We start from the raw sequence: 19,412 nt of genomic DNA on the forward strand, positions 1-19,412 counted from the left end.
TTCACGGTTGCATGACTTTCGCGGGCGGCGCAGCCATCACTTCGTCCAGCCACTTGGCCATCTCTGAAAATACGACTTCTTTCTCCGGTTCATTGAACAATTCGTGATAGTATCCTTCAAACAGCACGAATCGCTTGTGCGGCGCCTCCAACCGTTTTGCAAACCGCTCGGACGCCTCTGGCGAGACCAGCTTGTCTGCACCCGCTTGCAGGATCAACACGGGAATTCGAAAGCGGCTACTCGCCGTTTTGGCTGCAGCCATGGCCCGTCGCAATTCCATAAACCAACGCACACTCACATAGGGAACGAGCAGTGGGTCTTGCCTGTAGGCGGCCACGACTTCCGCGGATCGGCTGATATGGCCGGCCTCGATGCCGTTTGGCTGAATCAGGCGTGGCCAGACTTTGTCTAGGAATGTGGCCATACGGGCCTTAAAGCGTGGAATCGTCATGGTTAATTCGAGACAAGGGGAAGATAGCACGGCCGCGCGCAGGTGGTGGTGATGATGGGGCCGCGTCTGTAGGTAGCGGATGACAATCAGGCCACCCATGCTGTGTCCGAAGAGAATGTGTGGAATGTTCGGGTAAAGTTCGTCGGCCTGACGAACCAGCCGGTCGACGACGTGCAGGTATTCTTCGAAGGAGTCAATGTGCCCACGGTGTCCGCCAGATCGGCCCAGACCCGGCAAATCCGTTCCGAGTACTGCGTATCGTCGCCGTTGCCACTGAGAAGCCAGCCATTGGTAACGGCCACAGTGTTCGCCCGCTCCGTGCACCAACAGCACGACCGCGCGCGCACCGTGGGTTGGCCAATGCCAATCTTTCAATTTCAGCATCGCATCCGTTCCTCACTTCACGGTGTTCGGCGCGAACCGGGAGGCCGATGAATGGACGCGCGCCGCCCGCAAGGATTCCTTTTCTAGGTATTATACGACATTGCGGACAGATTTCATGCAATCCGAGGAGGTTTCTGACCGCGATTGGACCACTCTCTTCCGAACCGGACTGAAAAGGCTCGCACCTGTGGTACACTGGCTAAAAACCGGACGACGTCTCGACTGGTCGATCCGCTTTCATACACAGACTTTGACGCACAAATGATTCAAGGATGTCCTGAACGGACCCCATGAGGAGATCTTGCGCATGCAACACGTGGTTACACAGCCAACCCGGACGACTCGAGAAACCATCGCACTCGTATATGAGTGGTATAACCGGGCTCGTCCCTATCTACAGCCGGGGCCAGACCGGTTGATTCGACACCCCGAGTGGACCCGGCGCTTGCTGAACCAGTTGGGGAGCCCCGACCAGGACGCGAACAATGTCGCTGTGACCGGGAGTAAAGGAAAAGGGTCCAATGCCATCCTGCTGGCTGCGATTTTGCAGCGGCTCGGTCTGCGTGTGGGGCTGTTTACCGGCCCACACCTGGTTGACTTCATGGAACGGTTTCGCCTTGATGGCCAAGTCATGCCGGAACCGGAGTTCATCCGGTGGATGACGTTTGTATATGACGAGGCCCGGCAGCTTCCGATTCCCACGTCGCAATACATTGGGCCTGTCGGCCTGTTGGCGGTTGTGGCCACCCTTTGGTTTCGGCAACAGGCGACAGATGTCAACATTTTCGAACTGGGACGCGGCGCCCTGCACGATGACGTGAATCAGGTCAGCCATCAGGGGGCGGTGTTGACCCCGGTGTTCTTGGAACATAAACAGGAATTAGGTCCTACGCTCGAGGACGTGGCGCGCGAGAAAGCGGGCGTCTTGACCCGTGATACCCGCTGGCTGGTGAGTCATCCACAATCGGCGCCGGTTCAAAAGGTCCTGAACGATGCGTGGCAGGGACAAGCATGCCACATTGAGAGCGTGCCTGAGAAGGGGGCGGGTGCGCCGGACATCGGCACGAGGGAAGGGGAGACCTGGGTTACCGTTCCCCTTGTATACGGCCGAGAAACCCGTATCCGCCTGCCATACATGCCGGGGTTTTTGGCTCAGAACGCGGCCGTGGCTGCGGTGGCCGCGCAGAGGGTGATGCAAGACCTGCGCGGCCCGGATTATATCCTGCCCCCGGAGATCAATTTAACCTCGGTGCGCTTGCCGGGGCGTATGGACGTGATTTCCCATCGGCCATTCACGCTTGTCGACGGGACAATTCACCAGGAGACGGCGGTGCATGTGGCGGCATGGGTAGAGGCATTGCGTCGAGTGGGCAAGGCGCGGCGGTTTGCTGCCGTGGTCGCCATCCCGGTCGACAAAGACGGTGATGGGGTTTTGGGCGCACTGGCGGGCGTGATCGACTGGGTCATCTTGACCGGTGCCAGCAACCCTCACCTACGTTTTGACGACCGCTGGCTGCACGCGGCGGAGAGGTACGGCATTTTGGCTGATTGGCTTCCCGATGTGGAAGAGGCGTTTGCGGTTGCACGCGCTCGGACGGAGGAGGCTGATGGTTTGCTGCTGTTGGGTACTCAATCGTTTGTCGCCGACGCGATGCGGCACTTTGGCGGCGACACGCGGAACATTTGGAGAGAAGCGGAGGGGGACTCACTGGCTCCTGTCGATTCGATGGATACACGCTAACGTCCCGTTTTGGCACCTATAACTGTCCATGCCCATATGTTTAGATAGGCGGGTTTCGGGAGGTGTGGGCGTGGACGGTGTACATTGGACCGATTGGTTGCGCAAGTCCTTATTGGAACGGGTCGAAAAGCCCCGCATCGCGGGTTTGACCTTGGTCATTGACGACGGTATGACTTCCTCCCGGATGCGTGAGTGTCTACAGATAACCGCTGAATGGATTGATTTTTGGATGCTGTCCGGGTGTCACGCGGCGATGCACGCGCCGGGGTGGCTGATGGATAAAGTTTGTCTCTGTCAGGAGTATGGGGTGTTGCCCTGTCCCAGCGGTCAAGCGTTTGCGGCCGCCTTACGCGCGGATGCCCTGAGTGCGTATATCACCGCGTTGGCTGAGAGTGGTCTGCGGTCCGTCCTAATGGCCGATGCAGAGGGGAGGCTTTCCCCACGGGTACGACGGGATGTCATTCGGCGGGCGCACGGTCAGGGCTTGCTCGTGTTTGCCGAGTTGTCGCACCACAACGGACACCTCACTCATCCGGATGAGGTCATCCGTCAGGTGCACAGCGACTTGCAGGCAGGGGCAGATTATCTCCTCCTGCCGTTGCCCAGTTGGCCGCAGGGAGGGCGGGAAGCCGAGTGGATGGTTGAGAAACAGCGCCTTGTAGAAATCATGGAGGCCATGGGGCCCTTACAGAATCGGCTAATCTTAAAGACTCGCAACCCTCTTCTCCAGCTCCGTCTCGTGGAGGAGCTGGGCGGCAAGCTCAACCTGGCGGATGTCAATCCCGAAACCGTCACGCTCTTAGAGGCGCTCAGACGGGGGATGAATCCCGATTGGGTGTGGCCGGAGCGAGAGGTTACGCATCCCGAGGATGCGGAGGGTACGTTCTCGCCACCACGAAAGCAAGCGGCGGCTGACGGCGGTCATTCGTCGACCGGTCCGGTCATTTGGCTCGATGGCCGCCGGGGAACGAACGGTCGTCGCCGGTGAGAACGTGTCACTGTCGATGAACGGGTGAATGGGTGGCCGCCGACAGGTGTATCGACCCAGCTTGATTGAGGGCGACTCGAGAGACGGAGAAAAATTCTCTTGTCTCTTCATTTTTTCGGCATAATTCGAGAGAATGAGGTGTATGGTTCACTATAAGCGCAATCGTTCTGATGTGAACCCGTTACTTTGTCCGGAAACGTGTTTCCGGACCCGCACTTAAACGTCGCACTCAGGCATTTAGCTCCGGGCCGCACGCCCTGTGGCGGGCGATTTCGTGCCCAACTCGCAGCGCCATTCGGAGGTGTTCGCACGTGCAAACGTGGTGGTTCCATCACACAGCCGCAGACCGCGAGGCGTATCGCCGCGAGGGCCATTGGCCAGACAAGACGGCATGCGATTTTCTCGACGATGCGGTGCAGCGATTGCCGGACAAGGTCGCGATTTTGGATTCGTTGTACGCCTACACGTATCGGGAACTGGCCGATAAGGTTCGTCGCGTGGCATTCGGGCTGCTGGAGATGGGCATCCGGCCAGGGGATGTGGTCTCTTTCCAGTTGCCCAACTGGTGCGAATGGGTCATTTTGCACTACGCCTGTTCCCGCATTGGTGCTATCTCCAATCCCCTCATCCCCATTTATCGCGGCCGCGAGCTGGAGGTGATGCTCCGCCAGGCGCAGCCGAAGCTTCTTGTGATTCCGAAGCAGTTTCGTGGCTTTGACTATGTCCAGATGGTGCGCGACCTTTCTTCGCGCATTCCGCTGACCGACAAGGTGTTGGTCGTCGGCAGAACGGAGCCTGACAGTTGGGAATCGTTTTTGGAACACGCATACGAGGAGGGGCGAACAGATCAAGAATTGGAGCCCTACCGGCCGTCGCCGGATGACCCCACGGAACTCATCTTCACTTCGGGGACGACCGGCATGCCGAAGGGGGTGATACACACCCATAACACCCTGAATGGACCGATTGTCGCCTGGGCAAAGCGGATGGGCGTGCACACAGACGACGTCTTTCACATGGCATCCACCTTTGGCCACCAGACTGGGTTTCTCTACGGCGTTCGCCTGCCGACCATGCTTGGGGCAACCGCGGTCTATCAGGATGTGTGGAATGCGGAGGAGTTCGTCCGTTTGGTCGCAAAGCATCGCATCAGTGTGACCAACGGGGCGACGCCATTTTTATACGACTTCATTCACGCGGTGGGTCTCCGTGATTTTGATGTCTCTTCGCTGCGGATTTGGGGCTGCTACGGGGCTCCAATTCCGCGTCCAGTGATTCGCCAAGCACTCGACGTACTGCCAGACTGCAAGGTACTCGCCGGTTGGGGACAGACCGAAAACGCGTTGGTGACCGTGACTCGACCCGACGATTCGGTTGATAAGTTGACATCGACGGACGGGATCGTCTTCCCCGGACTGAAGGTGCGCGTGGTCGATGGGAACGGCAACGTATGTCCGCCTGGTCAAGAAGGGGACCTAGAGTGTCGTGGCGCCACATTGTTTGTCGGCTATCTCAATCAACCGGACTTGATGACCGAGTCGTTCACCCCGGACGGTTGGTTTCGAACGGGTGACCGGGCGGTCATGGATGCGGACGGTTACATCAAAATCACGGGTCGGTCGAAAGACATCATCATCCGCGGGGGTGAAAACATTCCGGTCAGCTACCTGGAGGACGTGTTACACGAGCATCCGGACGTGCAGGCAGTCGCCCTGGTCGCCAAGCCGGACCCGCGCCTGCAGGAACGGGTCTGCGCCTTCATTGTGCAAAGACCAGGCAGCCAGCCTTTGTCCCTCTCCGACCTTCAGACGTTCCTCCGGGAAAAAGGGGTGTCCAAGCACTACTGGCCGGAGTTTGTCCGCGTTGTGGCGGAATTGCCGCGGACGCCGAGCGGCAAAATTCAAAAGTATAAGCTGCGCGAACAGTTGCTGGCGGAAGGGTAAGTGAGACCTTCCGTGCGGAGGGAGAGACCCGCTTGGACTTTTCTCTCAGCGAGGAGCAGCGCTTATTCCAATCGACCATCCGCCGTTTCGCGCAAACGGAAATCGCGCCGTTCTACACTACGTGGGAGCGGCGCGACGAGTTTCCACAACGCCTTTGGCGGCGGATGTCGCAGATGGGCCTGACCAGTCTGCGGGTTGATGAGGCGTACGGGGGTGTAGAGGCAGACGCGGTCACCACCGGTCTGGCCGTGGAGGCGATTGCCTATTGCGACTTTAACTGCGCCTATGCGGTGGTGCTCTCGGCGCTCATCGGGGAAATCCTCAATCGACACGCCGCACCTAGATTGAAGGAACAGTGGCTGCCTGGATTGTGCGACGGATCGATCCGGATGTGCATCGCGTTAACGGAGCCTGAGGCGGGGTCCGATGCGGCTGCCGTGCGCACCCAGGCGGTGGTCGACGGCGAGGATTTCATTCTCGACGGCGAAAAGGCGTCCGTCAGCCTGGCGATGCATGCGAATGCCGCCCTCGTCTTTGTCCGGACACTGCCGAACGCCAGAGCGCGCGGTATCAGCGCGCTGGTCGTACCGTTGGATACACCGGGTATCCAGCGCCGGCGCTACGACGACATGGGGAACCGACCGGTTGGTAGGGGGTCCCTGGTGTTTGAATCGGTGCGGGTTCCGCGCGGGAATCTGGTCGGTACCCTGCACACAGGCTTTCAACAAGTGATGAACGGGTTTGACCTCAGCCGCTTGTTGATTGCCTTGCAGTGTCTGGCAGCCGCTCAGGCGAGTCTCGACGAAACTCGGGATTATGTCCTGCAGCGCAAGGCGTTTGGACGCGTCTTGTCCAGCTTTCAAGGGGTTAGTTTTCCTTTTGTCGAGCAGCAGAGTTACGTAGAGATGGCGAGGCTGGCGTGTTATCACGGTTTGTGGCTTAGGGATCAGGGACGGCCGCACACGAAAGAGGCGGCGATGATGAAGTGGCTTGGACCCAGCATTGCCCGCGAGGCGATTCATACTGCGCTCATCCTGCATGGGCATACCGGTTACAGCCGTGACTTGCCGCTCGAGCAGCGGCTGCGTGACGTGATTGGACTGGAGATTGGCGACGGTACGCCACAGATTCAGAAGCTGGTGTTGGCAAGGGCATGGTTCGGCCGTGATCGCGGGCCGCACTAGCTGAGACCACAGACGAAGTGAGGCGGGGGTGAGGCCGAATGCAGGCCAAGGTGGCTGTGGTCACCGGCAGCGGTCAGGGGATTGGCCGGGCCATTGCGTGGCGATTGGCGGATAGAGGTCTGGCGGTGGTCATCGCAGACGTCGACCCGGACCTGGCCGCGGGCACTGCGGCGGAGATTCGCGCGGCGGGTGGTGAAGCCTTGGCCCAGGCGTGCGATGTCTGCCGAACCGCGGATGTCGTGCGCACGCGAGATGTGGTGTTGGAGCGGTTTGGGCGTTGGGACGTCCTGGTCAACAACGCGGGATGGGACAAAGTCGAGCCGTTTCTGGAAAGTGAGGAGCAGACTTGGCGGCGCGTCCTGGAGGTCAACCTCTTAGGCACCATCCGCTGCACGCATCAGGCGCTGCCCGTGATGATGAAGGCCGGATATGGCCGAATTGTCAATATTGGCTCCGATGCGGGACGCGTCGGATCGACGGGGGAAGCGGTGTATTCCGCCGCGAAGGGAGGAATCATCGCGTTTACAAAAACGATTGCACGAGAAATGGCGCAGCACGGCATTACGGCCAACACAGTCTGCCCAGGGCCCACCCAGACCGCCCTGCTGCAGGACGTAGCTGCGGCCAATCCACGCTTGGTAGAGGCCATGACCAAGGCGGTCCCGATGCGCCGCCTGGGAGAACCTGACGACATCGCGGCCGCTGTGTCATTTCTCATTTCCGAGGACGCGGGTTACATCACGGGGCAAACGCTAAGCGTGAGCGGGGGTCTGACCATGTGTTAGGGGGCCAGGCAAATTGGCTTTTACGGATATCCTCTACACCAAGTCGGAAGGCATTGCGACGGTCACCATCCATCGACCACACGTTTTGAACGCCTTTCGGGCGCAGACGGTGGCGGAGATGATTGAGGCGTTTGCGGACGCGTGGACGGATCGGGAAATCGGTGTGGTCGTCTTGACCGGTGCTGGCGACAAGGCGTTTTGTGTGGGTGGTGACCAAAAGGAACGTGGAGCTACGGGCACGAACTATGGAGGGCACAGCCGGAGCGAATTGGGGTTGGATATTGAGGACTTGCATGCGCTCATTCGCAACATTCCAAAACCAGTCATTGCGGCGGTCAACGGCTACGCCATCGGTGGCGGTCACGTTCTGCATGTGGTGTGCGATTTGAGCATCGCGTCCAATCAGGCTGTCTTTGGCCAGGTGGGTCCCCGCGTGGGCTCGGTCGATCCAGGCTATGGCACGGCCTATTTGGCGCGTGTTGTCGGTGAGAAAAAGGCGCGCGAAATCTGGTACTTGTGTCGACGATACACGGCGGCGGAGGCCCTGCAGATGGGTTTAGTCAACCAGGTGGTGGCGCACGCCGATTTATACGCGGAGGTGCGGAAGTGGTGCGACGAGATTCTTGATAAAAGCCCCACCGCGTTAAAGCTCGCCAAGTACTCGTTTAACGCGGATACCGCGCATATTGGCGGGATCGCCCAGCTGGGGATGAGCGCCGTCGGCTTGTATTACGGAACAAGGGAGGCGATGGAAGGCAACCGGGCGTTTATCGAGAAACGGCACGTCAATTTCCGCCAGTTCCGCCGCTGGCCAAGTGCGGCGCAAGGTCCATCGACGACGGAAGAGGAGACCTAACTTCTCCGAGCTTCAGAGTAGGCCTGTCGCTGCCTGCATACCCTAGACGTGAAACCCCTGTGGAAACCGATCCGCTCGGAGGCGCAGCATGGCAGCGAAATGGTGGGTAAGCGCGATAATCGTCGTACTGATGGTGGGCGCGGGTGGGTGTTCGGTACCCGTATCTCCGCAGCGTGACCGCGGTGGATTCGTCTGGCACGCCGAGGATTTGGGCAGTGGTCTGGTGACGCTCAGCGGGCAGGTGGAAGACTTCAAGCGGGCCATGGACATGCAAAATCGGGGGCTGGCACGTCAGAAATTCGCGGGAATACAGCACACATGGACGGCCCTTGCGCCGGCGGTAGCCAGGGATGCGAAACAGCAAGCCGCTATTCGCAGCGCACTGACCGCGATAGACCGGGAACTTCAACGGCAGCAGCCCGACTGGCAACGGACGCATCAGGAATACCGGCGCTTGACGACCGCACTGGTCGAGCTGAAACGGCATCTGCGCCGGTCGGGTGGGTTTCGGGAGTGATAACTTAAAGGTTGTCCAGACCTCTTGAACAGACCCTGGCACCAGGCAGCATGATGCGATTCGCCTGGCGCCAGGACACACCTTTTTCGGAGGGCTTCCTGTTTTGGCTTTCGTGTTTGGCTTCAGCGGGCCGCTTTCGCCGCGTTCAAAGCCGCTTCGTAGTTCGGGTGCTGGGTGACCTCCGGGACGTATTCCACATAGGTGACCGTGTCATTCGAGTCGACGACGAAGACCGCACGGCATTCCAATCGGAGCTCTTTCATGTATGTACCGTATGCCGTACCGAACGACATCTCCCGGTGGTCAGACAGCGTCTGTACGCGGTCAACTCCAGCCGCCGCACACCAGCGCTTTTGCGCAAACGGAAGGTCCGCGCTGATGGTCAACACGACCACGTTGTCCCCGAGACCTGACGCCTCTTCGTTAAAGCGGCGGGTTTGTGCGTCGCAGACGCCGGTATCCAACGATGGCACGACACTGATGATGCGGACCTTGCCCTTCGAATCGGCCAAGGTCACCGGCGACAGGTCGTTGGCCAAAACCTCGAAGTTCGGCGCTTTTTGACCCACTTGGATTTGCGGGCCAATCAATGTGACCGGTTTCCCTGCAAACGTCACCGCACCGGTGCGTTCCTCTGCCATCTTCTCCCCATCCTTTCCCGTAACTCGGCAAAGAATCGACCTGTTTCTTTCCTGGGCACAATTTTATGATATCACAGGTCGGTACCGAGACAAGCCCACCGATGCGTTTGATTCCTCGGGGTGAGGAACACAATTCAGGCCGCAACAAACCAAATTCCACGGCTGTGGCGTGATGGGCAGGTGGGCACACTATGCCCGAATGGCGGCTGCCTTGTCCGCAAGGCCGGTCGTCATCCACAGGTTTTTCCCTGCTTGTCCCGATGTAGTATAATCGAACTTGTGGCCAAATGTGGCGTGATTTGGGAGGGAAATCGGATGAGCCAGCAAGCTGCTTTTAAAGCCGGGTTGGAAGACGTCGTTGCAAATACGTCGGAAATCTGCTATTTGGACGGCCGGGAAGGTCGGTTGATCTACCGTGGGTATGACATTCACGATTTGGTCAACGGCGGGGCTTCGTTTGAAGAGGTCGTCTATCTGTTGTGGCATGGGGATTTGCCAAACAAAGCGCAACTGGACGAGTTCAAGCAAGCGATTTCCAGTCAACGGACGCTGCATCCCAAAGTGATGGAACTGCTTCGCAGCCTGCCGAAGGATGCCAATCCGATGGACATCCTGCGTACGGCCGTTTCCTATGCAGCCTTGTACGATCCGGATGTTGCCGATAATTCGTATCCGGCGAGCGTGCGTAAGGCGACGCGCCTGGTTGCTCAGGTGCCGACGATTGTCGCGGCTATGGAACGGTTACGGCAGGGCCTGGAACCGGTGCAGCCCGATGTCAGTCTCGGTATGGCGGCTAGCTTCCTGTATGAGCTGCAGGGTCAAAAACCGGACGAGTTTACGGAGCGGGCGTTCAATACGGCGCTCATTCTGCATGCCGACCATGAGCTGAACGCTTCTACATTCTCGGCCCGCGTGACGGCCGGTACGCTGTCCGACATTTATTCAGCGATTGTTTCCGCCATTGGCACCCTGAAAGGACCTTTGCACGGCGGTGCGAACGAGCGTGTCATGCGGATGTTGTTGGAAATCGGTTCCATGGAGAAGGTGGAAGGTTGGCTCGATGACGCCCTAGCCGCCAAGAAAAAAATCATGGGCTTTGGCCATCGCGTCTATCGCACCGAAGACCCGCGTGCGACCCACCTGCGCCAACTAAGCAAGCAGGCTGGAGAGCGGAAAGGCGAAACCAAGTGGTTTGAAATGTCGCAGAAAATCGAGCGGCTGATGGGAGAGAAGAAAGGGCTTAACGCGAACGTCGATTTCTACTCGGCATCTCTCTATTACTGCATCGGGTTGCCGATTCACCTTTACACCCCCATCTTCGCCTGCAGCCGTATATCCGGTTGGACCGCGCACGTCTTGGAACAGTATCAGAACAACCGGCTGATTCGGCCGCGTGCGGAATATACTGGCGTAACCAACCGCCGCTTTGTTCCCCTCGCGGAGCGGGGTTGAAGTTCCGAGTCCAGTAAGGAGTTATGCCTTTCCGGACAACCTCTAAGCCAGAATGTAACAGCGTATCCCTTCCTGGAGCGGGCACACTATGCCTACACCAGGGAGGTGATAAACATGGCACAAGGACAGAAGACGAACACGCTGGTGGTACAGAGCGCAGCCAAGGCGTTGGACCAGCTGAAGTACGAGGTGGCGTCCGAGTTGGGCATCAATCCTCCGGCCGACGGGTACTGGGGTACCATGGCGACGCGAGATACCGGTGCCATTGGAGGTAACATCACCCGCAAGTTGGTGGCTTTGGCGGAACAGCAGCTCGCTGGCCGCAGTTAATGAAAACGTGTTGAAAAGGGGCTCCACGCGATGGCGTGGGGCCTTTTTCGTACTCTTTTTCGTACTATAGATAGGATAACCATCCAGGAAAACACAACCCGTGAGCGGACTGCTCACGGGCTTGCAAATTGTGCGGTTATTGCAACTGACTCTGGGCCTGGGTCGGCTGCGAGATGTGGCTGAGCGCGTCTCCGGCTTCATTGATGTGAATGTTTTGGCGCGCTAAGTCACCAATCGCACAAATGCCCTGCAGTTTACCGGAAGCGTCACACACCGGCAGACGGCGAATCTGGTGACGGGCCATCAGGTCCGCTGCCTCGTGAGCGTCCGTGTCCGGGGTACAGGTAACCACTTGACGGCTCATGCAATCGCTGACTTTTGCGTTAAAGTTGCCTTTGGCCACAGCCTTACAGCAGATATCACGGTCTGTAATAATCCCAACGACATGCTTATTCGCGTCGCAAACGGGAACTGAGCCACAGTTGACAGAGTTCATGATTTGGGCTGCCTTTTGGACAGGGTCTGTTTCCTGCACATATGAAACGTTTGCCGTCATCAAGTCCCTGACTTTCACGCAATCGCCCCCTTGGTCCAAGCTACGCGGAAACGTCCGCCCGTTTAGTATGCACCCACAGGAGAGCCTTATGCCGCCAGGCGTGTACTGGAAGCCTCACGCTGCCAAGCGTGCCTGTCGCCAGGCCAGGGTGTCCTCGACGGCCAGGTATACCCCCCACCCCCCAATCAGGATGCGCCCTGCGTTCTCCAACGGTTCTGCGCTCACCCCGAACAGGTGCGGATGGAAACTCCCGGCGATGCCCCAAACCAACAGGGCAAGGCCTACTACCGTAGCGACGGCAACTGCGTACCGGATGCGGGACCTAGAACCCAGGACGGCGAAAACGCTAACGGTCATCAGGATCCCGGATTCCAATGGGGATATCTGCATATATTCTCCAACTCGACCGGAAACCCAGCCCAAGACAGCGATGGCTGCACACAGCCATCCGACCAGGCGGTTGTAAACCGGGGTGTACATCGTGGACCCTCCCAGGCATGCGATGGATGCGTGTCTACTGATGGCTATGCCGGAATCGGACAAACTATGCCAGGGACGCATTCGACCCGTACGCGTGAGGTAGGCTATGGGTGTTGTGTGACCGAACGACCGGAGGGATCGGCATGAGTGAGACCACTCCGACCGATGGCAGAAAGCTGCCTCCGTGGCGCGAGACCCCGCTGGATCACTGGAGCACGGATATCGATCCGGTCCTGATGGCTGGCGATGAGTGGGTTGAAGACATGGAGGACCCAGGTACCGCGCGTGCGCAATCGGCCGACGGGGATCCGGCGGCCCAATTCATGCACCCTACCCAGGATACGAACTACCGAGTTGCCGAGGATATATGGTTTCATCATGAGGACGAGTGAGGGATTCGGGATGGAGGAACATCGGCTCAATCAGGAACTTATCGAGGTGGTACAACAGTTGCAACAAATTCGCTCCCAGCTCGTAGCCATCGAAGAGCGGCTGGGCAGGCTGCGCGGGCCAACCACGCGGGTGGAGAGTCCAAGGGGGATAGAGACGGATCGACAACATGCGTATTCCTATGGCGCCCGTTATCTCTCGCCTTCGAATGCGGGCTCGTTCAGAGCAGACTGGGCACCTTTCCCGCAAACGGCCATGGTTCAGGCACAGATCCCGGACAACTATGTCCGTTCCGCCACTGCGCAAGCGTCCGTGTACCGGCAGTCGGAGCATCTAGATTACGTGCGTCCCGGCTTATAGAGGTTGTCCGGCAGGTCGGAACGGCAAACCCTGACCGACTCCCCTTTTCATAGGCCGTCGCTGTCATGTATTGTTGAGGTATCCGTGTGTTTGTGGACATGAGGAGTGACGTGGGTGAAGCAGGAAACTCGGCGCCGATTCGGACGCTGGTGGTGGGTGGGCGTGGTTGTCATCCTGCTGGCGGCGGCCGTTATCGCCTGGCGGGTGTGGCCACGCCAACCCACGGTGCATGTGGTCAAGGTCGAAAAACAGGTCTTGCGAGACCAGATTTTTGCCAGCGGTACCGTACGTCCCGTGAACCGACAGGTGGTGATGGCTTCCGCATTGCCAGCACCGTTTGACGAAATTCGGGTGAAGGCCGGGCAGCATGTCCGCAAAGGTGACGTTCTGTTAACCTGCCAAAACCAAACACAAGCCGCATCCTTACAGGCTGCACAAACCGCTGTGCAAAACGCAGAACAGGCGTATCAGCAAGCAAGAGAACAATATCTTTCCGTACCTCCCGGACTGCAGCCTCAGTTCAAAGGTACGATGGACCAGGCCAGCGCATCCTTGGCGCAAGCGAAAGCTCAGTTAGCACAAGCACAGGCTGCGTACAACGCAACCATCATCCGAGCGGAGTTCTCTGGAACGGTCCTGGATGTAAACCCCACGGGTCTTACTAGTGATGGCAGTGCGGCACCCTTAGTCGAGGTGGTGGGGAAGGACAAGCAGGTCGTAACCACCGTGTCGGAGGTGGATGCGGTACACATTCACGCCGGGATGACCGCCGCCCTGACGAGTGATGCGTTCCCGAATCACAAGTGGAATGGCCGGGTGACCCAGGTCGCCGCGTATGCGACGAGTCAGTCTTCCGGCGGGGGACAGGTGGAAGTGGATATCGGCACGCCGGACGCGTTTCCGGTCCCCATGGGCTATCAGGTCGACGTTCGAATTGCCAGCGCGACGGCCGAGAAGGTCATTGCGGTGCCGTATGATGCGTTGGTGCAAACGGGAACCGGCTATGCCGTCTATGTGTACCACGACGGACGGGTGCATCAAGTCCCTGTGCAGTTGGGCGAATCCAGCGCGACACGGGTTGAGGTGACCAAGGGGGTACAGCCTGGGGATGAGGTGGTACAGGACCCTAGTGGACTTGTGGACGGAGAGGCCGTGACGGTAAAGTGATAGAACTTTGTGGGGTGACCAAACGATACCGGTCGGGTGAAGAATGGCTGACTGTCCTCAATGACGTTCATCTCCGTGTGGAAGCCGGAGAGTTTGTCAGCATCATGGGTCCTTCGGGAAGCGGCAAATCGACGCTGATGCACATCCTCGGTTGTTTGGATACGCCAACGAGCGGATCGTACCGGTTGTTTGGACGGCCAATTGAACAACTGACCGCGCACGAATTGGCACGGATTCGCAATCAGGAAATCGGGTTTGTGTTTCAGAACTTCCACTTGATACCTCGCATGACGGCGGAAAAGAACGTCGAACTTCCCATGGTCTACGCCGGTGTCCCACGCTGGAAGCGACGCGAGCGGGCGCGGTTCCTGCTGCAACAGGTGGGACTTCTTGATAGGGCACACCATTTTCCAAATGCACTCTCAGGTGGTCAGAAGCAACGGGTAGCCATTGCCCGCGCCTTGGCGAATCACCCGGTTCTCCTGTTGGCGGATGAACCGACCGGGGCATTGGATTCCGTCACTGGGCAGGAAATCATGGAGTTGTTCCAGGCTTTGAACGCGGATGGGATGACCGTGATTGTCATCACGCACGATGCGGATGTGGCAAAGATGGCGCACCGGATCATCCGCATTTCCGATGGCCGATTGATGGATGATTCGGCAAGGGGGGTCGCGCATGAACCTTGGGGAGATGCTGCTTTCCGCCTGGACGGCCATCCGCAGCAACAAGTTACGCTCTTTTCTCACGATGCTGGGGATTCTCATCGGGGTCTCGGCCATCATCGCGATTGTGGCCTTAGGTCAGGGCGGTCAAGCGGCCGTCATCGCGACAATTGAGAGCCCGCGACTGCAGAACACCATTCAGATTTTGCCCAAGGAGACGATGGAACCAGGCTTGCCTCAACCGGGACAAATCCTGTCGTTTTCCGATGCGGATTTTGCCCTTGCCAGGCAATTTCCGGGGGTTGCGGATGTGTACTATACGCTCTACGGCCAAGCCACGGTGGCCAGCGGTGGCAAACTGGTTAACGTTTCCCTCAATGCTGGACCTCAGTATTTGAACGAGATCGCCCGTTTCACGGTCGTTCAGGGTCGGATGTTTAACGCGACGGATGTTTTGGCCCATCGCCGAGTGGTGTTGGTCAGCACCTCGTTGGCCGAAAAACTGTTCAAGGGGCCCTCCCCACTTGGAGAAACGATACAAATAGGCGGGCAGCCGCTGCAGGTCATTGGAGTCGCAGCACCCAGTCAGATGAACTTGTTAGGGGGGTTCCTGGGGACCGACTATGTATACATGCCCGCAACCACTTGTCGCGACCTGTTTCCTTGGTGGAGTATCTCGGAAATGGACGTGCAGGTGGATCCTGGCGTCAACAAGGTGGAATTGGGTCAGCGGATTGTCACCGCATTGAACATTCGCGTGCATAACGCCAACGCGTTCGAGGAGAGTACACGCTTTTATGCGGGACTGGAACAGACCATCGGGCAGGTAACACGGATTTTGACGTTGGTCATTGGTTCGATTGCCGGTATCGCGCTTGTCGTCGGCGGGGTGGGTGTCATGAACATTATGCTCGTATCGGTCACGGAACGGACGCAAGAAATCGGGATTCGGATCTCTCTAGGCGCCACAAGGCGCGCCATCTTACTCCAATTTCTGATGGAGTCGGTGTTGATTACGCTCATTGGCGGTGTGTTGGGTGTGCTCTTAGGGGGGGCAGTATCGTTCCTGATGCGGATGCTGACCGGGTTGCCGACCTCCATTTCCGGCTGGGCAATCGCCATTAGCCTTGTCTTTTCGACCTTGATTGGACTCATCTGCGGCTTGTATCCGGCTAATAAGGCGGCCCGCTTGAATCCTATTGATGCCCTGCGCTACGAATAAAGGGGCGAGGTAAGGGGCGAAGGATACCAACCAGACCGACGAAAAATCGGCCCTCTTCGAGAGGGCCGAGGATATGGGCGGGAAGTCTCATTTACAGTCTTGTTTAGCCGAGAAGGCGCATGGCGCGCAGACGGCGAATCCGTTCACTGGTCGGTGGGTGCGTACTGAACAAATTGACCAGTCGTTCCGCCCGCAGAGGGTTGACAATGAACAGGTGCGAGGTCGCCGGTGAAAATCCGCCTGGGATGTGCTGGGCATAGGCCTCCAGCCTTTCTAGAGCGTCCGCTAGCGGGTTCGGATCTCCCACCAATTCCGCGCCCGTAGCGTCCGCCTTATACTCGCGTGCGCGGGAGATGGCAAACTGAATCAGCGTGGCCGCGATAGGCGCCAAAATCATCATTGCCAACTCGCCAAGAATACCGCCGTTGTCCTCATCATCACGACGCCCAAAGCCGAAAATGGCCGCCCATTGCAGCATATTGGCAATGGACGTGATGAGACCGGCCATCATCGCGGCCAGAGAACCAATCAAAATGTCGTGGTTCTTAATATGGCCGATTTCGTGAGCCAACACGCCTTCTAACTCACGCGCGGACAGTGCGCGTAGGATTCCTTCCGTCACCGCCACTTTCGCGTGGGATGCGTTTCGCCCCGTGGCAAACGCGTTCGGTTGAGGTGAAGGTGTGATATACACCTGTGGCATTGGCAAGCCCGCCCTGTGCGCCAATCGGCGAATGATTGCGTATAACTCTGGGTATTCGTGTTCTGCGACCGGGTAGGACTGGGTCATGAAGATTGCCATGTCCCCACTTTTCCAGTAGCCGATGAAGTTCATCACAATGGAAATCAGTAGAAACACCAGCATACCAGTATGGCCGCCGACCCACTCGCCAATCAGCACCAGGATGACGGTCAAGAGTCCCATCAGGAACCATGTCTTGATGGTGTTCATTTCCTCAATCCTTCCCCATATGTGATTCAAATCAATTCTATAGATACATGGTACCGGTAGCGGAAATTGGGCGTAAAGGGGGAAGGTCCACCCTTCCGTGACGAATTTGTCTCATTTCTTTGGCGGAACGCGTTACGTCAAACTCCCAGCAGCTATTGCGACGTCACGGTTTCTGCGTGTGGCAACGCTTGCGGCTGCTGGCACTTAAATTGTTTGCCGGAGCGGGATTCGCTATACTCTTCAGCGAAGAGGGTGAGAATTCAACCATGCGTTTAGGCTTAACGATTGAATACGATGGTAAGAACTACGACATATTAGAATTGCCGCCGGAGGCGTTCGTGCATTTGGTGCCTGGCCTCAACCTGGACCAGTTTCGCCGCATTGACGAATACTTTCAATCAGTATGGCCAGAGCCCACACACCGCCGGCACCATGTGTTGGCGTTTGCGGCGGAGCTGACGGGGGCTTCGATAGACCACTTGCTGCTGCATCGAGAGTGTATCCATTTTGATGAACACGACCTTTCGAGTTACGTCATGGAACATACCAAACAGGGGTATAGGCCCTCATGAGGCGAAGTCGGCCGGCGTAGTTGTGATTTTGGCTAAGGGGAACGAACAAGGTGGTGCGGCCAGCCACCTCGCCGCGTTTGCCCAGGCATTGACGCGAGGGCATCCTCAGTTTACATACCACTTTGCGGTGGCCGGCGATGGTTATCTCTATGGACGCTTGCTCGACATCGGGGTACCCACGACCCTGCTTCCCCCTGGCCGCCTGACGGTCGTTCCCAGGTTCATTCGGTTTCTTTGCCACATCTCCGGTCACGCGTTTATCAATGCCCATGGGCCACGCATGAATACGGTGGCCGCACTCGCTGCCCAGAGCCTTCGTTGTCGTTGGACCTCCACGATTCATTCGGATCCCCGCGATGACTTTCTCGGCCGTCCTGTGCGAGGTGCAGTCTGGACGCGCATAAATACGTTGTCGCTCCGGTTTGCGGACGGACTGTTTGCGGTCAATCCCGATTATATGTCGCTTTGCGGCAAGCGGCCGGCCTACCACGTCCCTAATGCGACCGTGTTCGAACAGCTTCCGAAACCGAACAGTCATTACCGCTGGCAACTTCGCCAAAAGCTGCAGTTGGCTCCCGATACCCAGGTGGTGGGGGTAGCGGCGCGGCTTCATCCGAATAAGAACATCGATGTGTTGATTCGGGCACTGCCATACCTGAAACGCACGGATGTCCACTTGGCCATTGCAGGATGGGGGCCAATGGAGGAGGCGCTCAGGCGTTTGACGCACGAATTGGGACTGACTCATCGGGTCCACTTTCTCGGATATTGCGAAAACGTGTCTGAGTTTTACGCTGGATTGGATGTCCATGTCCTCTGCTCGCGCAGCGAGGGAACCGGCCTGTCGATCTTAGAAGCCGGGTTCCACGGGATCCCGAACGTGGGTACGGACATTACCGGGATTCGGCAGTTGATTGATCACGAAAAAACGGGACTCTTGGCGCCGGTGGGGGACGCGTACGCTTTGGCCGCATGCATCGACCATCTCTTAGCCGATCCGGACGCGGCCCGCAGTTTGGCTGCTTGTTTTCAGGCGACCGTCATCCCCAAGCATACACCGGAGGAATTGTTGGCCGCGTATGAACGTGGATTTCAGGCCTTGCTCGGGTCCCAGGAAACCGTGAAGAGGAGGTCTTGGCCGCTATAAACCTGAATGCGAACCGGTCCCTCAATTTGTACCGGTTCAATGATACCGGATTCATGAAAGATGAACGTCTGCGGGGCGTGTTTTCCGGTCACGTCCACGAGCTGGAGACGCGTGACTTTGTGGTTTTCACGGCTCACACATAGCCAATACGCATCCGAAAAACCGTAGCTGGTGTTGGGCAAGACGGCCAAGCGGATCGATCCAGCCGCTGGTGTTCGCAGCCACGCGCCCTTTCCTTCCACCACCCACCCTCCATCGCGCGAAAAACGGAGTAGGACGGCTTGTTTTTGCGACCCATGCTGAATATCTCCCATCGCCATGGTCGACGTCTGGTACAGGACGTGGCCCGATTTGGCAGCAAGCACCCGCTCTGGGGATTGGTTATGCCAGAGGACGAAGACGTAGATCCCGGTCACGACGATGACGCAAGCCGCTAAAAATGCGAGCACCTGGCCGAGGATGGGGCGTCTGGTCATATTTAGGGCCGCCTCCCGTCAAATATCAGGTTGCTGACAAGTGGACTCCCATTGTTGATAGAATATACTGAAATTGAAAACCGTGCAAGGTACAGCGAACCGTGGACCAAGCCGGTATCGTTTTCCGTGGTTCGTGAAAGTTCTGGTTGCAAA

21 protein-coding genes and 1 pseudogene are annotated in these 19,412 nt (G+C 58.0%); 16 read left to right on the forward strand and 6 right to left on the reverse strand.

The features are described from left to right. Position 1 precedes the first annotated feature (1 nt). Positions 2–835: an alpha/beta hydrolase gene (locus tag H522_RS0100205; RefSeq protein WP_051343532.1), complete on the reverse strand. Its 834-nt coding sequence runs from the start codon at positions 833–835 to the stop codon at positions 2–4. A 307-nt stretch (positions 836–1,142) separates the two neighbouring features. Between H522_RS0100205 and H522_RS16565 the strand changes: the two genes are divergently transcribed. The 7 genes from H522_RS16565 to H522_RS0100240 all read left to right on the forward strand — a co-directional run bounded on the left by H522_RS16565 (position 1,143) and on the right by H522_RS0100240 (position 8,849). After that, positions 1,143–2,576: a glutamate ligase domain-containing protein gene (locus H522_RS16565; protein ID WP_051343533.1), complete on the forward strand. Its 1,434-nt coding sequence runs from the start codon at positions 1,143–1,145 to the stop codon at positions 2,574–2,576. Between the two features lie 70 nt (positions 2,577–2,646). Next, positions 2,647–3,564 carry a phosphosulfolactate synthase gene (locus H522_RS0100215; protein ID WP_026960770.1) on the forward strand — a complete coding sequence of 306 codons (918 nt, stop codon included), beginning with the start codon at positions 2,647–2,649 and terminating at the stop codon, positions 3,562–3,564. Positions 3,565–3,875: 311 nt separating this feature from the next. Continuing rightward, positions 3,876–5,507, forward strand: a complete 1,632-nt coding sequence (locus tag H522_RS16570; RefSeq protein ID WP_051343534.1) for an AMP-binding protein — start codon at positions 3,876–3,878, stop codon at positions 5,505–5,507. A 32-nt stretch (positions 5,508–5,539) separates the two neighbouring features. Further along, positions 5,540–6,691, forward strand: a complete 1,152-nt coding sequence (locus tag H522_RS0100225; RefSeq protein ID WP_026960771.1) for an acyl-CoA dehydrogenase family protein — start codon at positions 5,540–5,542, stop codon at positions 6,689–6,691. A 38-nt stretch (positions 6,692–6,729) separates the two neighbouring features. Continuing rightward, positions 6,730–7,476, forward strand: a complete 747-nt coding sequence (locus H522_RS0100230; RefSeq protein WP_026960772.1) for an SDR family NAD(P)-dependent oxidoreductase — start codon at positions 6,730–6,732, stop codon at positions 7,474–7,476. Positions 7,477–7,489: 13 nt separating this feature from the next. After that, the gene (locus H522_RS16575; protein WP_051343535.1) at positions 7,490–8,332 is read left to right on the forward strand and encodes an enoyl-CoA hydratase-related protein; all 843 of its coding nucleotides are present in this window, start codon (positions 7,490–7,492) and stop codon (positions 8,330–8,332) included. Between the two features lie 88 nt (positions 8,333–8,420). Then, positions 8,421–8,849: a hypothetical protein gene (locus H522_RS0100240; RefSeq protein ID WP_026960773.1), complete on the forward strand. Its 429-nt coding sequence runs from the start codon at positions 8,421–8,423 to the stop codon at positions 8,847–8,849. Between the two features lie 122 nt (positions 8,850–8,971). On the opposite strand, the gene tpx is transcribed toward H522_RS0100240, so the two are convergent. After that, positions 8,972–9,490, reverse strand: coding sequence for a thiol peroxidase (gene tpx, locus H522_RS0100245; RefSeq protein WP_026960774.1), 519 nt, complete (start codon positions 9,488–9,490; stop codon positions 8,972–8,974). Between the two features lie 315 nt (positions 9,491–9,805). On the opposite strand from tpx, the gene H522_RS0100250 reads away from it, so the two are divergent. Further along, entirely contained in the window at positions 9,806–10,942 is a 1,137-nt protein-coding gene (locus tag H522_RS0100250; protein WP_026960775.1) for a citrate synthase, read from the forward strand. Positions 10,943–11,056: 114 nt separating this feature from the next. After that, a complete protein-coding gene (locus H522_RS0100255) occupies positions 11,057–11,272 on the forward strand; it encodes an alpha/beta-type small acid-soluble spore protein (RefSeq protein WP_026960776.1) in 216 nt (71 codons plus the stop codon). Between the two features lie 136 nt (positions 11,273–11,408). Here the strand turns inward: H522_RS0100255 and H522_RS0100260 are convergent, their stop codons facing one another. Together H522_RS0100260 and H522_RS0100265 are read right to left on the reverse strand one after the other, a co-directional pair. Further along, positions 11,409–11,846, reverse strand: a complete 438-nt coding sequence (locus H522_RS0100260) for a CBS domain-containing protein (RefSeq protein ID WP_026960777.1) — start codon at positions 11,844–11,846, stop codon at positions 11,409–11,411. A 96-nt stretch (positions 11,847–11,942) separates the two neighbouring features. Then, entirely contained in the window at positions 11,943–12,308 is a 366-nt protein-coding gene (locus H522_RS0100265; protein ID WP_026960778.1) for a hypothetical protein, read from the reverse strand. Between the two features lie 143 nt (positions 12,309–12,451). Between H522_RS0100265 and H522_RS16580 the strand changes: the two genes are divergently transcribed. The 5 genes and pseudogenes from H522_RS16580 to H522_RS0100290 all read left to right on the forward strand — a co-directional run bounded on the left by H522_RS16580 (position 12,452) and on the right by H522_RS0100290 (position 16,112). Further along, positions 12,452–12,700: a DUF3905 domain-containing protein gene (locus tag H522_RS16580; RefSeq protein ID WP_051343536.1), complete on the forward strand. Its 249-nt coding sequence runs from the start codon at positions 12,452–12,454 to the stop codon at positions 12,698–12,700. 10 nt (positions 12,701–12,710) lie between these two features. Further along, a complete protein-coding gene (locus tag H522_RS0100275) occupies positions 12,711–13,058 on the forward strand; it encodes a hypothetical protein (protein ID WP_026960779.1) in 348 nt (115 codons plus the stop codon). 114 nt (positions 13,059–13,172) lie between these two features. Next, positions 13,173–14,225 (forward strand): efflux RND transporter periplasmic adaptor subunit, encoded by a 1,053-nt coding sequence (locus tag H522_RS16585; RefSeq protein WP_051343537.1) that lies wholly within the window; start codon positions 13,173–13,175, stop codon positions 14,223–14,225. Further along, positions 14,222–14,884: pseudogene (locus H522_RS16590) on the forward strand (ABC transporter ATP-binding protein); the annotation flags it as partial. The gene H522_RS16585 and the pseudogene H522_RS16590, both read left to right, overlap by 4 nt. A gap of 19 nt (positions 14,885–14,903) precedes the next feature. Continuing rightward, positions 14,904–16,112, forward strand: coding sequence for an ABC transporter permease (locus H522_RS0100290; protein ID WP_026960780.1), 1,209 nt, complete (start codon positions 14,904–14,906; stop codon positions 16,110–16,112). A gap of 103 nt (positions 16,113–16,215) precedes the next feature. Here H522_RS0100290 and H522_RS0100295 read toward each other — a convergent pair whose 3' ends face one another. Then, positions 16,216–17,064, reverse strand: coding sequence for a zinc metalloprotease HtpX (locus H522_RS0100295; protein ID WP_026960781.1), 849 nt, complete (start codon positions 17,062–17,064; stop codon positions 16,216–16,218). A gap of 266 nt (positions 17,065–17,330) precedes the next feature. Between H522_RS0100295 and H522_RS0100300 the strand changes: the two genes are divergently transcribed. Together H522_RS0100300 and H522_RS0100305 are read left to right on the forward strand one after the other, a co-directional pair. Continuing rightward, positions 17,331–17,636 (forward strand): hypothetical protein, encoded by a 306-nt coding sequence (locus tag H522_RS0100300; RefSeq protein ID WP_026960782.1) that lies wholly within the window; start codon positions 17,331–17,333, stop codon positions 17,634–17,636. A 28-nt stretch (positions 17,637–17,664) separates the two neighbouring features. Continuing rightward, positions 17,665–18,783 carry a glycosyltransferase family 4 protein gene (locus H522_RS0100305; RefSeq protein ID WP_162143458.1) on the forward strand — a complete coding sequence of 373 codons (1,119 nt, stop codon included), beginning with the start codon at positions 17,665–17,667 and terminating at the stop codon, positions 18,781–18,783. Here the strand turns inward: H522_RS0100305 and H522_RS0100310 are convergent. Beyond that, the gene (locus H522_RS0100310; RefSeq protein ID WP_026960784.1) at positions 18,729–19,259 is read right to left on the reverse strand and encodes a hypothetical protein; all 531 of its coding nucleotides are present in this window, start codon (positions 19,257–19,259) and stop codon (positions 18,729–18,731) included. The two genes, H522_RS0100305 and H522_RS0100310, sit on opposite strands and share 55 nt — an antisense overlap. Positions 19,260–19,412 lie beyond the last annotated feature (153 nt).

The organism is Alicyclobacillus herbarius DSM 13609 (genome assembly GCF_000430585.1).
In the GTDB taxonomy this organism is placed as follows: domain Bacteria; phylum Bacillota; class Bacilli; order Alicyclobacillales; family Alicyclobacillaceae; genus Alicyclobacillus_G; species Alicyclobacillus_G herbarius.